This is a genomic window from Streptococcus oralis subsp. tigurinus, assembly GCF_002093575.1.
Classification (GTDB): domain Bacteria; phylum Bacillota; class Bacilli; order Lactobacillales; family Streptococcaceae; genus Streptococcus; species Streptococcus oralis_CH.
In genome coordinates this window covers 419,454-433,954 of sequence record NZ_LNVH01000004.1, presented here as the reverse complement: position 1 = coordinate 433,954, position 14,501 = coordinate 419,454, and the positions used below count along the sequence as shown (strand labels likewise).

Genomic DNA, 14,501 nt, shown 5'->3' with positions numbered 1-14,501 from the left:
AGCTCACAGCTCACAGCTCACAGCTCACAGCTCACAGCTCACAGCTCACAGCTCACAGCTCACAGCTCACAGCTCACAGCTCACGCTGATTATGTAATCGGACGTGTTTTTTGTCAAGCACTAAAACAGGCTTTTTCACATTTTTGTGGAGAAGTCTTTTCTGCTGTTCCTCAACTCTATGGGTTGATTGTTGGAGGTGTTAAATGACACCTCTAGCTATTGATAGAAGTTGGCAATCTGGAAATGAAAGAGCTGACAATTTATTTTTCTGGAGAAGTTTCGGTTTTGACGAAAAGGATATTTTAATCGAAAATACTGATGGTATCCTTAACGGAGCTCTGTTTGAATTCAAAAATAGCATTGCTGATCTTAATGCTGTGCTTACTCAAGCTATCCACTATCTGTCTAAATTAAGGACTAAAGGTGGTATTCCTATACCAAGCAAAATCGTTTTAGTTGACATAAATAAAAATCGTGCTAGTGTTTATGATGCAACTAAATATCGTTTAGAAATTTTACAAAATTATACGAATAGTGCATCAAAAAATGTAAATCAGAAGACTTTAAAAGATGCTACTAACCCTGAAAAAGTAATTGAATTTGATGTTCTTCAACCAAAAAGCCCTAAAAATCGTGAATTGTGTGAATTATTTCAAATAGACGAGTATCAAAAGTTTGAAATTGATTTTCCAAACATTTTAGGGTGGGCGAACTACATATACCGTCACGATAAAACAACAACAAAATCTCAAATGTTTGAGATGCTCAAACAACCATCTAATTCAATAGTCGAAAACTATATCTTACCTTGGTGTGGAGACGAAAGCGATTTCGACACCGTGATGGACGCATTAAATGACCCTGCAAATAGAAAAGATTTAGGAGCGTTTTATACACCACTACCTTATGTTAAAGAAGCAACTAAACTTGTTCGTCAAGCTATTAGCAGTCTTCCTAAAGGTATGGACTATATTATTTTGGATAGGTGTGCTGGGACAGGGGCATTAGAGCATTATTTAACTGAAGAAGAGTTAAGCCATGTTGTCTTGAATACTTATGAAATCAAAGAATGGCTTGTTTTGTATAATAAATATATTGGAAAGGTAAGGGCTATTATACCACCGCTTTCGATGGTAAAAGCTGTTAAGGGAAACTTGGTAACAGGTGGCGATGCTTTAGCAGAAGAGTTTTTATCCATTCCAATGGAAACAGATGGAAAACATAATACATTACAAGAAGTCATAGATGACAAAAATGTTGCGATTATTGGTTTTGAAAATCCCCCTTATTCTAGCGAGTTAGCCCGTGCTCAAGAAGGAAATGTTAAATCTAAAGATAAATACAGCTATATAAGAAAATTGATGTCCGATGAATTTACTGGGGATAGTAGTCATGCAAAAGATCTACTCAATCAATTTGTTTGGTCGTTTGAGAAGTATTTTATGAGAAACGAAAATGATTTTTACATCCTATTTGCACCAGTAAAGTATTGGAAGTCTGTAGGATTAATGAAAAAAACTTTCGTTGATGGCTTTTTAGCAAATAGAGGGAATTTTAAAGCACAAGAAAGTTCTGTTTTGGTCGCACAATGGAAGAATGAAGTTGATACCATAACAGAAAGTTTAACTGTTCCAGCTAAAGAGATTTGGAAAGATGACAAAAAGTGGGGAACTGGAAAAGGGGCTGCAGTCATTGATGTACCTGAAGATGCTACTCTTAAAGATGTAAAGCATGTCACTATAAGAAAAGTATACAAAACGCTAGGAGAATATTATTCTAAAAAGGTAAAAGCAGATGTATTATCTAAAATTGCTACTGGCTACGATGGTAGAGAAGTGCCATTGAAAAGCTATGGGAAACCTGTTTATAATGACAATATTTTAGCGGTTATAGAAGCCAGTGGTTTTGGTACTACTCCGCAGGATATACGAATGACTAGAATTGCTATATATCATGGACGAGGTAGTCAAGTTAGAACAACTAATTATGCGGAGCAGACAGCTTTGTTTGTTGCCAAGCAGTATCCTCAAAGAAACTGGTATGAAAGAGATATTTACTATACAACTGCTGACAAAGGGGATTTGTATAAAAAGGATATAAATTTTCTCAGAAAATCTACATTATGGACTTGTATGTCTCAAAAAAATCATTGTTTAAGCTTCCATGGTTCTGATGGGAAATTTTACAATAACGAGATGTGCTTAGATGAGAACTCTCTAATCCGTAAAGAATTGGTCGAACAAGAAAAATATGGGAAACTTGATAGAGCGGACTTAATGTTGTTAGGTGTCTTCGATGAATTACTTGAACTAGTCAAAGATGCTCAAGAATACAATCCGGAATACAATTATGGCACTTATCAAATTGAATTAGAGATAAACACATCATACAAAGATAGTAATGATAAAAAGATATTCAACAATGAAAAAGTTAATACTAAACTAAAAGAGCTTAAAGCAAGGTTATCCGATTACTACGACAATGAGCTTGAAAATAATTTATTTGAGTATGAATTATTGAAATAATGAAAGACGATTTCCAAACGGAAATCATCTTTTTCGATATTGTTGAAGTACTACATTTTGTGGTTCGTGTAAACGGGTATATAGTTCTCTTTTATTTCACTGACTGAGGTTTACGTAAGTAACCATAAACCACACCACTTACAATTGCACCAACCAAGACAGAGGCAAGGTAAAGGAGGGCATTTGAAGTAAGGGCGATAACGAAGATTCCTCCGTGTGGTGCCATGAGTTTGATACCTGCAAGACCAACGAGTCCTCCTGCTACTGCCGAACCAAGGATGAAGCTTGGGATCGCACGAGCTGGGTCAGCGGCACCAAATGGAATCGCTCCCTCAGTGATAAATGACAGGCCCATGATGATGTTTGTCAAACCAGAGTTCCGTTCTTCTTTGGTAAATTTATCTTTGAAAAGAAGGGTTGCGACAAAGATAGCAAGTGGTGGAACCATTCCTCCCGCCATAACTGCTGCCATGGCTACAGAACCACCTGAAGAAACAGTCGCTGCAAGCGTACCTGTACCAAAGACATAGGCAGCTTTGTTGACTGGTCCACCCATGTCGACAGCCATCATTCCACCAAGAACGATACCGAGAAGGACAGCTGATCCTCCTCCAAGACCGCCTAGAAAGTCATTCATGGCAGTGTTGATTGCTGCCATCGGGATGTTAACAGCTAGCATGACAAATCCTGTCAAGATTGTTCCAAGAAGTGGCAAGAGAAGGATTGATTTAGCACCTTCAAGTGAACGAGGAACTTTAACGTATTTCTTGATAGCAAGGACCAAGGCACCTGCGATAAATCCACCAACAAGGGCACCTAGGAAACCAGATGACACACCCGCAAGAGTTGAAGTTGCTTCACCACCTGCAGCATAAGGAATTTTACCAAAGGCAAAACCTTCTTTGGCAATAGCACCAGCTACAAAACCTGCTACCAAACCTGGTTTTTCAGCGATAGAGTAGGCAACATAACCTGCAAAGACTGGAAGCATTAAGCCAAAGGCTGCACCACCAATTTTCATGAACATGGAAGCGAGCTCATGGTAGGATCCGAGATTGCCAAGACTATCCTGTGGCACACCAAAAGCTCCGTCGATCAAGAAAGCAAGTGCAATCATGATACCACCACCGATAACGAATGGCAACATTTGAGATACACCACTCATCAAGTGTTTATAGAAGGCCCCACCAAGGCCTTGTTTTTCGTTGCTTGCTGTTGCAGCTTTTGCTCCATTAGCAGCACGATAAACTTCAGCATCTCCTGAAAGAGCCAAGTTGATCAACTCTTCCGTCTTACGGATACCGTCAGCAACCGGACGATTGATCAATGGTTTGCCATCAAAGCGGTCCAACTCAACAGCCTTGTCTGCAGCGATGATAACAGCCTTGGCCTTACGGATGTCCTCTGCTGTCAGTTGATTTCCAACACCGCTGGCACCATTAGTCTCAACCTTGATCCCAACACCCATTTCAGCAGCTACTTTTTGAAGGGCCTCTTGGGCCATATAAGTGTGGGCGATACCTGTTGTACAAGCTGTAACAGCTACGATAAAGTCAGCAGATTCATTTACAGGTGCTTGGACAGGCTCCTCAGCTTTTTCTGAAGCTTGGTCAAAAAGTGCAATCACTTGGTCAGCTGATTTCACTTGACGAAGTTTGTCAGCAAAACCGTCCTTCATCAAGTATTGAGACAATTCCGCCAAGGCTGCCAAGTGAGTGTCATTGGCACCTTCTGGAGCCGCAATCATGAAGAAGAGGTCTGTTGCTTGCCCATCCAGGCTCTCATAGTCAACACCCTTGTTTGACTTAGCAAAGAGAACTGTTGCTTCTTTGACAGCAGAGTTTTTACTGTGAGGCATAGCGATTCCATCACCCAAACCAGTAGAAGTGAGAGCTTCACGCGCTAAGATTCCTTCTTTAAAGGTTTCAAAATCCGTCACATAACCGTGATCTACCAAGCTATGAATCATCTCTTCGATAGCTGCTGTTTTTTCAGTCGCCTGCAAATCCAGCAACATGACATCTTTTCTCAATAGGTCTTGAATTTTCATCGTTTTTCTACCTCAACTTTTTCATAAGTTTCTTTTATAAATGCTGCAGTTGCCAAGTCATCAGAGAAAGTAGTTGCTGTCCCACAAGCCACTCCCCATTTGAAGGATTCTACTGCATCTTTTGATTTGACAAATTCACCGGTAAATCCAGCAACCATAGAGTCACCAGCACCAACTGAATTTTTTACTGTCCCTTTGATTGGTTTAGCGAAGTATGCTCCCTCGGATGTTACAAGGAGGGCACCGTCCCCAGCCATAGAGATGATGACATTTTGAGCACCTTTGGCCAGTAACTGACGAGCATAGTTCTCGATTTCATCTAAACTTTCGAGTTTCACTCCAAAGATAGCTCCAAGCTCGTGATTGTTTGGTTTAACCAAAAGTGGCTGGTAGTCCAAACTATCAATCAAGGTCTGTCCTTCAAAGTCACAAACGACTTGGGCACCAGTCTGGCGTGTCAATGCAATCAAATCCTTGTAGATAACATTTCCTAGGTTTTTAGCACTCGAACCCGCAAACACAACCGTATCATCTGCTGTCAGACTTGAAAGAATGGCTTTTAACTCTTCAAGTTGTTCGGGTTCAACATTAGGACCTGTTCCGTTGATTTCTGTTTCTTGGTCTGCTTTGATTTTAACATTGATACGCGTATCTTCTGCCACTTGAACAAATCGAGTTTTGATTTCCTCTTCTGCCAGAGTATCTGTGATAAATTTACCAGTAAATCCTCCGATAAATCCCGTCGCTGTATTTGGAATATCCAAGCGTTTCAAGACACGACTGACATTGATTCCTTTCCCTCCAGCAAACTTATCATCACTGTCCATACGATTGACACTTCCAACTTGGACTTGGTCCAAGCGCACGATATAGTCAATGGATGGATTGAGTGTGACTGTATAAATCATACTTCTATTACCTCCGTTTTCTTCTTAATAGCCTGCAAGAGCTCATGCCCTTGACTTGTAATAACAATAGCGCGTTTAAGTGGTGCTACCTTGGCAAAGCAAGTTTGTCCAATCTTAGACGAATCGACCAAGACATAGGTTTGTTTGGCATTCTCTAAAATAGCACGCTTAACGGCTCCCTCCTCCATATCAGGAGTCGTATAATAACCATCGTCTACACCATTTATCCCGATAAAGGCACGGTCAAAGTGCAATTGATTGATTTGGTTAAGAGCAACACCACCGATACATGCATCTGTTGCCATCTTGACACTTCCTCCAACCATGACAGTTGGAATCTGTTTTTCAACCAACTGAGCGGCATGGTGAATAGAGTTGGTCACAACTGTAACATTCTTATTGATCAATTCATGAATCAAAAAAGCAGTTGTTGTTCCAGCATCGATAAAGATGACATCTTGTTCCTTGATGAGAGAGGCTGCTTTCTGAGCCAGTAGCTTCTTCTCTTGAAGGTTTTTGACAGATTTTTCTTGGATGGTTTCTTCTTCCTGCAAGGAGTGGGGCAATTCTGCTCCTCCATGCACGCGACGAAGCTTGTTTTCCGCTTCCAACTCATCCAAGTCTCTTCGAACCGTTGATTCTGACGTTTCTAGCAAACTAACTAATTTTTCTAGAGAAACTACATGATGTTGATTTAACTCCTCTAAAATCAGTTGCTTCCGCTCAGTTTTTAACACCAAATCACCTCCTGTTATCGTTTACACTATTCATTCTAGCACATTCTCTACCAAAGTCAAGCATTTTTTATCATTTTCTTTCAAATTCTATCATTTTTCTTATTTCCAGAATTTTTATTGCAAGATAAGTGGCTTTATGGTAGACTATTTGAGTAAGTATTGGAAGATTACTCAAGAGGCTTAAGAGGCCGTGTTGGAAACGCGGTAGGCGTGTAACAGCGTGCGTGGGTTCGAATCCCATGTCTTCCGTAGAAAAGCAAAATTATTTTTTTAGATACAACAAATGTTGTATCTTTTTTTGTATCCTTTTTTAAAAAAAGAATACCAAGGAATACCAAAGGCAAAATAAAAAACGTTGATTTAACAACGTTTTTCCAAGGTTGGTGAAAGAATAATGGAGCCGGTGGGAGTCGAACCCACGTCCAAACACCTGCCAACATATTTGTCTACAACCATAGGTTATGTATTGTTTTAACAGTCCCTCGACACATAACTCAAGTCTAGGAACTGCGAGTCTATTAATCTCTTATCAAACCACTAGACAAGGCTTGATCGTATCTCGCTAATCATAAGACCTGTCATTGAACACGAGCAATCCAAATCAGGTCACGCCTGCTGGTTTTTAGGCAGCTAAAGCGTAAGAAGTGTTATTTTTTGCAGTTATATTTAACTGAGCGTTTACGTCGCCACATGGGTTGCAAAATATGCCTCATAATGCCTGTCGAATCCGTAACGACCCCAAAAGACAATAGAACCATTATAACCTATCTTCATAAAAAATGCAAAATCAAGCCACCTCTTTAGAAAAGAACCCCTTTTAAGGCTTCCGATAAGGCTTGATAACCGGCTACACTTAGATGGAGGCCATCTGTTGTATAGTCTTTTTTGAGTTGTCCTTCTGAATCTATCAAACTATCATAAACAGGCACAAAATCTACCTGCATATAGGCGGATGTTAGAGCCTCATAGACTTGATTCCATTCTCTAATCTTTTCATTGGTACGAATATATACTGTCTGCTTGTATTCTTCTCCTTCATTGACTGGCAAAATGGAAAGGAGCTTTATTTGTGACAGCGGATAATCTCGGGTAATCGATTGGATCACACGCTCGAGATTATCCAAGGCTTCATTCATGGGAATATTTTTTCCAATGTCATTTGTCCCAATTAAGAGAACAATTTGATCCACAGCATCACCATAAAGATGGGCATCCAAATTCTCTAATAAAAGTCCCGTCTGATAGCCTCGGATGCCCCGATTAACAATCGTCTTGGCAACACCAAACAACTCTTGCAATGGGTAGTATTCTACAATCGAATCGCCGATAAAAATTACATCTGGCTCTAGGACAGAAACTTGATTCAATTCACGATACTTGGTTTGAATCTTTGCCTGCTCTTTTAAAAGCCAATTTTCTAATAACTGTACTGACACCTTATCCCTCTTTCTCTAACCAATTTTCTAGGACCTGATAAACGCCTCCTTGGCTGTTAGCTGGAGCTAGGGCAGTCGCAACTGCCTTGACATTATCATCTGCATTTTCCATCGCATAGGCAATTCCAGCCAGTTCTAGCATTTCGATATCATTTTCACTATCACCAAAGGCCATGATTTGTTTCGATTGCAAATTCCAGCGCTTGAGTAATTCTTCCAATCCCCAAGCCTTGTGAACACCAGCCTGTAGGATATCGATACAACCATAACCACTGGAAACAGCTCTTACATGCCCATTAAAGAGGTCATTGATTTCCCGCAAAACAGAACTAGAGCGTTCTTCACCGACGACCATACTCATCTTTAGCACCCCACCAAAGAGAGCCGAGCTGAGCTCTTCAACAAAGTTTGTATGCCGATAGAGTTTTTCAATCATCTCAGGAGTCATAAATTTATCAAGTTCTGTAAAAACAGTTCCTTTCTTGACAAAACTCCCATTCATACTAGTGACAACAAATTGATCTCGGCACTCCCTCCCTTTAAAATGAGCTAAAGCATTGTCAACCATAGCATCATCCCAGGTCTGCGCTTGAATCAGTTTATTATTTTCAAAAATACGCGCCCCATTGGCAACGACTAGGACAACTCTACTCACCAAGTGTTCTAGTAATTGCCTCATACGGTGAACTTCATTCCCCGTCACAATGACAAAACGGATATCCCTTTGATCCAACTGATCTAAAATCTTTTCCAGGCGTGGCAGATCTAGCTGCCCCCTCGGGTCTAGCAAGGTTCCATCCATGTCTGTTGCAATTAATTTAATCGTCATCATATCTCCTTTAGGGTGAGCACCTACCACTTCAACCCTACATGTTCATTCATTTCTTTATAAGCCGTGTCAATTCGTTCCTTGGTCGCCTCGTCCAACTTGTCACGGTGACTGCCCCCCTCAATGAAGTCCTCTAGGATATAGGTCTGATAGAGGAAGAGCGGATAGCCTTCTGGAGAGTAAGTCCCTTTGGGTGTTCGATTGACCCAAGTAGGGTGCGCTTTGGCAGTTTCAATCCTTGTCTTGCCATCTTTTTTCTTAATGGTCACATCCATGAGAACTCCGCGCTCCGTCCACTTGGCATTTTCCTCATCTTGCATGGTTTCAATGCGTTGGTTTGAAAGGAAATTTCCCATGGAGTAGATGATCAGTTTTTTGTCCCCATCTTTTTCAACGGTTTCAGCAGGTTCAACGACATGAGGATGCCCTCCAAAAATAATATCAGCTCCCCAGTCAATCATCTTATGGTACAGTGTTTTCTGTTCTTCCGTTGGTTCTAGTTGGTACTCAATTCCCATCTGAGGCATGATGACAGTAATATCCGCCTCCTTCTCTGCACGCTCGATTTCTGCCTTCATCTTATCTTCATTCAAATCAGAAAGATAGCGATTATAGTCCTCTTGAGAGATATACTGCTCAATGCCATTAAAACCGTAAGAATAGGCCAGGAGAGCTACCTTGATACCATTGACTTCCTTGATGACTATAGGTGCTTGGTCTCGGGATTCATGTGTGTAGACTCCGATGGGTGTCATTCCAGCCTTTTCAATAGCTTGAGCCGTTGAAACAACTCCCTCTATCTGCGAATCCAAGATGTGATTATGAGCCAAGTCTAGAACTTGGTAGCCTGCATCCTTGATCGCATCCATGACTTCTCCTGGTGCATTAAAGAGAGGATAACCTGCCAAATAGTGGTCCTTGTTCACCGTTCCTTCAAAGTCACCAAGCACTAAATCCGCTTGTTTGAGCCAGGGTTTTACATACTCAAAATTTTCATGGAAATCATAGGTTCCATCTTCTTTCAGAGCTGTTCGGTAGATAGGAATATGGTAGAGAAGGTCACCATTTGCCATGATACGGGCTGTCGTTTCGGCAGACTGATTTTCCTTAGACTGACCAGACGTCTGAGCAGAATCAACTGTTTGACCACTCGGACTTGTTCCCTTGTTCCCTTGTACTGCTTGGGTCAACAAGTTCAGCCCCATAGACAAGGAAACTGCAAGCAACAGCACCGTAATAAACTGGGCATTTGTCCAAGATTTATAATTCCTAAAGAAACCAATACTACTCTTCAACAATCCAAAAATAGGACCATGAGACCGTCTATCTTGTCGCTTTTCCATCTTTATTCCCCCCCTTGCTTTTACTGTAAGTCTTTTCTTTTATTATACCACAGACAAAAGAGGAATACCGTTTATTATATTATTTTTTAGGAACTTCTGTGACTTTCTTTCTCGCCTATTTTGTGTTATCATGTAGAGGTAATGAAAGGAGAGAAAATGTCTGCTATAGAACGTATTACAAAAGCTGCTCATTTAATTAATATGAACGATATTATCCGTGAGGGGAACCCAACTTTACGCGCGGTTGCTGAGGAGGTCACTTTCCCACTATCTGATCAAGAAATCATCCTTGGCGAAAAGATGATGCAATTCCTCAAACATTCCCAAGATCCTGTTATGGCTGAGAAAATGGGCTTGCGTGGTGGTGTTGGATTGGCTGCTCCTCAGTTAGATATCTCAAAACGCATTATTGCTGTTTTAGTGCCCAATATTGTGGAAGAAGGTGAGACTCCACAGGAAGCCTACGATCTGCAAGCTATTATGTACAATCCAAAAATCGTATCCCACTCTGTTCAGGACGCCGCCCTCGGTGAAGGAGAAGGGTGCCTATCTGTCGACCGTGTAGTTCCAGGCTATGTTGTTCGTCATGCCCGCGTCACTGTTGATTACTTTGACATGAACGGAGAAAAACACCGTATCAAGCTCAAAGGATACAACTCTATCGTTGTCCAACATGAAATTGATCATCTAAACGGAATCATGTTTTACGATCGTATCAATGAAAAAGACCCCTTTGCTGTTAAAGATGGACTCCTCATCCTCGAATAAAGAAAATCCCGTTACAAGACGGGGTTTTGTGTTATAATAGAGGCATGAAAACAAATGATATTGTCTATGGCGTCCACACCGTTACAGAAGCTCTTCTTGCAAACACAGGAAACAAACTCTACCTCCAAGATGATCTCCGAGGTAAAAATGTTGAGAAGGTCAAGGAACTGGCTGCTGAGAAAAAGGTCTCCATCTCTTGGACTTCAAAAAGATCCCTGTCTGAAATGACCGAAGGCGCTGTTCACCAAGGTTTTGTTCTACGAGTGTCCGAATTTGCCTATAGCGATTTGGATCACATCCTTGCAAAAACACGACAAGAAGAAAATCCACTTCTATTGATTCTAGACGGGCTAACTGACCCCCATAACCTGGGTTCTATCTTGCGAACAGCCGATGCGACCAATGTTTCAGGCGTCATCATTCCCAAGCACCGTGCTGTCGGAGTGACTCCTGTCGTTGCCAAAACAGCCACAGGTGCTATTGAGCATGTACCGATTGCCCGAGTGACCAACCTGAGCCAAACTCTTGACAAACTCAAGGATGAAGGCTTCTGGACCTTTGGAACAGATATGAACGGCACCCCTTGCCACAAGTGGAATACAAAAGGGAAAATCGCCCTCATCATCGGAAATGAAGGAAAAGGCATCTCTAGCAACATCAAAAAACAGGTCGATGAAATGATTACCATTCCTATGAATGGACATGTTCAAAGCCTCAATGCTAGTGTTGCCGCAGCCATTCTCATGTACGAAGTTTTCCAAAATAGACTATAAAAAAAGTTTCCAGTCATCTGATTGGAAACTTTTTTATGATTATACTCAATGAAAATCAAAGAGCAAACTAGGAAGCTAGCTGTAGACAGCTCAAAACACTGTTTTGAGGTTGTGGATAGAACTGACGAAGTCAGTACCCATACCTACGGCAAGGCGAAGCTGACGTGGTTTGAAGAGATTTTCGAAGTGTATTAACTATGTTCTGTAATAAATTTGTAAGCTTCTTGACCAGCGATAGCCCCATCTCCAATTGCTGTTGTCACTTGGCGAAGGTCTTTCTGGCGAACATCACCAACCGCAAAGATACCATCAACGCTAGTTTTCATGTGATTGTCTGTTACGATCCAGCCTGCCTGGTCTTGAATATTCAATTCTTTAACAAAATCGCTAACAGGATCCAAACCGACGTAGATAAAGACGCCTCCAAAGGCTTGTTCTGTCACTTGCCCTGTTTTAACGTTTTCAAATACGACAGATTCTACTCGGTTTTCACCTTTGATTTCCTTGACGACAGAGTCCCAGATAAAGTTGACTTTCTCATTAGCAAAGGCACGGTCTTGCAACACCTTTTGGGCACGAAGTTGGTCGCGACGGTGAACAATGGTAACAGTCTTGGCAAAGCGAGTCAAGAAGAGGGCTTCTTCTACCGCTGAATCTCCACCACCGACTACGAGCAAGTCTTGGTCACGGAAGAAAGCTCCATCACAGACTGCACAGTAAGAAACACCACGACTGTTCAGTTCTTCTTCTCCGGGAACTCCCAAAAGACGGTGTTTTGACCCAGTTGCCACGATGACAGTACGGGTTTCGTAAACTTGATCATCAGTGATTACCTTCTTATAGTCACCATGGTCTTCAATATTTTCAACATAGCCATAAAGATGCTCCACTCCAAGGTTTTCAAGTGGTTCAAACATCTTTTCAGCCAATTCAGGTCCACTGATATTGGCATAACCTGGATAGTTTTCAATATCAGATGTGTTATTCATTTGCCCTCCTGGCAGACCACCTTCAATCAAAGCCACTTTCAGATTGCTTCGAGCAGCATATAAGGCAGCAGTCATTCCCGCAGGTCCAGCACCGACAATAATCGTATCGTACATTTCGATTCCTTCTTTCTTGTTGTAACTATCTTTATTCTAACTCATTCTTGCTAGTCACGCAAGGATTATGCCTTGAAAACCAAGAGCAAACTCATGACGGCAAAGGATAACACCGGAATGACCAAAACTCCAATCATAATCATATCATAGAGATGGGCTTGGCGAGCCTTGGCTGTCTTGTCCACACCAGACATAGCTCTCAATCCAATCCAAATCCCCAGAAAAATCACGACAAGGATGGTCGTTAAGATCAAACTCTCGAAATATAAAGAAAATAAATGCAGTAGCATGATCTCTCTCGTTTCTATCTTTTTTAAAGAGTAAACTCAGCTAGTCCAACTAACTGAGTTTCCCTTTTTCTATTATATCAAATATAAGTCCGTTTGTAACTAGCGAAGAATTCTTTTGTTCGTTCTTCTTTCGGATGATTGATGATTTCATCCGGTGTACCAGACTCGATGATTTTCCCTTTATCTAGGAATAGAACCTTGTCTGCCACTTGGGCTACAAAAGACATATCGTGACTGACCAAAATCATGGTCTGACCTGACTTGGCAGCGTCTGCAATAGACTTTTCTACTTCACCGACCAACTCTGGGTCCAGTGCCGACGTTGGTTCGTCCAAGAGCAAGACATCTGGTTTCATAGCAAGCGCACGCGCGAGGGCAACCCGTTGCTTCTGTCCACCTGATAAGTGGCGAGGATAATGGTTTTCACGGTCAGAAAGACCAACCTTGGCCAACTCTTCCTTAGCGATTTTTGTTGCTTCCTCGTCCGATAATTTTTTAACGACAACCAAACCTTCCTTGACATTGTCAAGAGCAGTTCGGCGTTCAAACAAATTAAACTGTTGGAAAACCATGGACAACTTGCGACGAAGGGTTAGGATTTCTTCTTGGCTAATCTGAGAAAAATCAACTTTAAAATTGTCAATCTGAATCGTTCCACTATCTGGAGTTTCAAGGTAGTTCAAACTACGAAGAAAGGTTGATTTCCCAGCTCCAGATGAACCAATCAAAGCAACTACCTCCCCTTTTTGGATATCCAAGTTCAGATGATTCAAGACTGTCTGTCCTGAAAAGGATTTGCTTAAATTCGAAATCTTAATCATTAACGAAGGTCTCCTTTCACATCTGTAGAAACTGTATCCGGCGCGGAAATAGCCATTTTCTTCTCGATGAAACGGCCGAGGCTTTCAATTCCGATATTGACTACCCAATAAACAAGGGCAACAGAGATAAAGCGCTCAAAATAGCGATAATCAGCTCCACCTAAAATCTGAGCTTGGGCAAAGACTTCCACAACACCTGCACTAAAGGCTAGAGAAGTTCCCTTGGTCAAACCGATAAGGGAGTTAATCAAAGTTGGAGTCGCCACAACGGCCGCATTTGGAATAATCACACGACGATAAACTTGCGCACGAGTCATACCCAAACTACGCGCCGCCTCAATTTCACCTGGATTAACAGAAAGGATGGCTGCACGAATCGTTTCACTTGCATAAGCCGCCTCATTAAAAGCAAAGGCCACAATTGCAAAAAGTGCCGCTGGAATCGCATTGATATTGAGACCAGTTCCCCATTGTTGGTTGATAGCTTTCAGTGCTAAAGGAATTCCGTAGTAGGTCAACATAAGTTGGACTAGGATTGGGGTACCTTTTAAGAAGCTGACGAAAAAGGCCTGCAAAGGATATAAAATCTTAACACGATTGATCTTAACAATGGCAAAAATCAGGGCAAGTAGCAAACCAAAGAGTGCACCTCCAAGCGTCAACATCAAGGTTGTAGGCAATTGTTGGACAATCCTTGGAATTCCATCAAAGACCGAACGCAAACTAAAGAGCTTACCATCCGGAATGAGTTGCATCAAACTTTGGTACCAATCTGATGCTAAAAATGTTGTAACAGTCATAAAAACATCCTCTCCTGATAATGATTCATTCTACCATACTTCTGCTCGCAAGCAAATTATTTGCTACGGGCTGCTCAGACTTTGTCTATATTCTAGTTTATCACACTTTAAAACAGGG

Annotated in this window: 13 protein-coding genes, 1 tRNA gene, 1 other RNA gene and 1 pseudogene; 5 read left to right on the top strand and 11 right to left on the bottom strand. The window is 41.4% G+C overall.

Annotated features, from left to right (window positions below; translation table 11 throughout):
- Window positions 1-207: pseudogene (locus ATE37_RS10805) on the top strand (hypothetical protein); the annotation flags it as partial.
- Window positions 204-2,525 (top strand): hypothetical protein, encoded by a 2,322-nt coding sequence (locus ATE37_RS07155; RefSeq protein WP_084868505.1) that lies wholly within the window; start codon window positions 204-206, stop codon window positions 2,523-2,525. The pseudogene ATE37_RS10805 and the gene ATE37_RS07155, both read left to right, overlap by 4 nt.
- Window positions 2,526-2,616: 91 nt before the next feature.
- Here ATE37_RS07155 and ATE37_RS07150 read toward each other — a convergent pair whose 3' ends face one another.
- The 3 genes from ATE37_RS07150 to ATE37_RS07140 are packed head-to-tail and all read right to left on the bottom strand — an operon-like array spanning window position 2,617 to window position 6,220.
- Window positions 2,617-4,575, bottom strand: a complete 1,959-nt coding sequence (locus ATE37_RS07150; RefSeq protein ID WP_084868504.1) for a fructose-specific PTS transporter subunit EIIC — start codon at window positions 4,573-4,575, stop codon at window positions 2,617-2,619.
- Complete coding sequence (gene pfkB, locus ATE37_RS07145) at window positions 4,572-5,483, bottom strand: 1-phosphofructokinase (RefSeq protein ID WP_084868503.1); 912 nt, start codon at window positions 5,481-5,483, stop codon at window positions 4,572-4,574. The genes ATE37_RS07150 and pfkB overlap by 4 nt, the downstream gene beginning before the upstream one ends.
- Entirely contained in the window at window positions 5,480-6,220 is a 741-nt protein-coding gene (locus ATE37_RS07140; protein ID WP_084868502.1) for a DeoR/GlpR family DNA-binding transcription regulator, read from the bottom strand. Before ATE37_RS07140 ends, pfkB begins: the two co-directional genes overlap by 4 nt.
- 161 nt (window positions 6,221-6,381) lie before the next feature.
- On the opposite strand from ATE37_RS07140, the gene ATE37_RS07135 reads away from it, so the two are divergent.
- Window positions 6,382-6,469, top strand: a tRNA-Ser gene (locus ATE37_RS07135).
- Window positions 6,470-6,612: 143 nt separating this feature from the next.
- On the opposite strand, the gene ssrA is transcribed toward ATE37_RS07135, so the two are convergent.
- From ssrA to ATE37_RS07115, 4 genes are all read right to left on the bottom strand, one after another.
- Window positions 6,613-6,960: a transfer-messenger RNA gene (gene ssrA / locus ATE37_RS07130) on the bottom strand.
- A gap of 60 nt (window positions 6,961-7,020) precedes the next feature.
- Window positions 7,021-7,656: an SGNH/GDSL hydrolase family protein gene (locus tag ATE37_RS07125; protein WP_084868501.1), complete on the bottom strand. Its 636-nt coding sequence runs from the start codon at window positions 7,654-7,656 to the stop codon at window positions 7,021-7,023.
- Window position 7,657: 1 nt separating this feature from the next.
- Window positions 7,658-8,485, bottom strand: coding sequence for an HAD family hydrolase (locus tag ATE37_RS07120; RefSeq protein ID WP_084868500.1), 828 nt, complete (start codon window positions 8,483-8,485; stop codon window positions 7,658-7,660).
- Window positions 8,486-8,508: 23 nt separating this feature from the next.
- Complete coding sequence (locus tag ATE37_RS07115; RefSeq protein WP_084868499.1) at window positions 8,509-9,828, bottom strand: CapA family protein; 1,320 nt, start codon at window positions 9,826-9,828, stop codon at window positions 8,509-8,511.
- A 156-nt stretch (window positions 9,829-9,984) separates the two neighbouring features.
- On the opposite strand from ATE37_RS07115, the gene def reads away from it, so the two are divergent.
- Both def and rlmB read left to right on the top strand, forming a co-directional pair.
- A complete protein-coding gene (gene def / locus ATE37_RS07110) occupies window positions 9,985-10,596 on the top strand; it encodes a peptide deformylase (RefSeq protein ID WP_084868498.1) in 612 nt (203 codons plus the stop codon).
- Between the two features lie 44 nt (window positions 10,597-10,640).
- Window positions 10,641-11,369 carry a 23S rRNA (guanosine(2251)-2'-O)-methyltransferase RlmB gene (gene rlmB, locus ATE37_RS07105; RefSeq protein ID WP_084868497.1) on the top strand — a complete coding sequence of 243 codons (729 nt, stop codon included), beginning with the start codon at window positions 10,641-10,643 and terminating at the stop codon, window positions 11,367-11,369.
- A gap of 191 nt (window positions 11,370-11,560) precedes the next feature.
- Here rlmB and trxB read toward each other — a convergent pair whose 3' ends face one another.
- The 4 genes from trxB to ATE37_RS07080 form a co-directional block, all read right to left on the bottom strand.
- The gene (trxB, locus tag ATE37_RS07095) at window positions 11,561-12,472 is read right to left on the bottom strand and encodes a thioredoxin-disulfide reductase (protein ID WP_084868496.1); all 912 of its coding nucleotides are present in this window, start codon (window positions 12,470-12,472) and stop codon (window positions 11,561-11,563) included.
- 65 nt (window positions 12,473-12,537) lie between these two features.
- Window positions 12,538-12,762, bottom strand: a complete 225-nt coding sequence (locus tag ATE37_RS07090; protein ID WP_000924293.1) for a DUF4059 family protein — start codon at window positions 12,760-12,762, stop codon at window positions 12,538-12,540.
- 77 nt (window positions 12,763-12,839) lie between these two features.
- Complete coding sequence (locus ATE37_RS07085; protein WP_000590997.1) at window positions 12,840-13,583, bottom strand: amino acid ABC transporter ATP-binding protein; 744 nt, start codon at window positions 13,581-13,583, stop codon at window positions 12,840-12,842.
- Complete coding sequence (locus tag ATE37_RS07080; protein WP_000219164.1) at window positions 13,583-14,383, bottom strand: amino acid ABC transporter permease; 801 nt, start codon at window positions 14,381-14,383, stop codon at window positions 13,583-13,585. Before ATE37_RS07080 ends, ATE37_RS07085 begins: the two co-directional genes overlap by 1 nt.
- Window positions 14,384-14,501 lie beyond the last annotated feature (118 nt).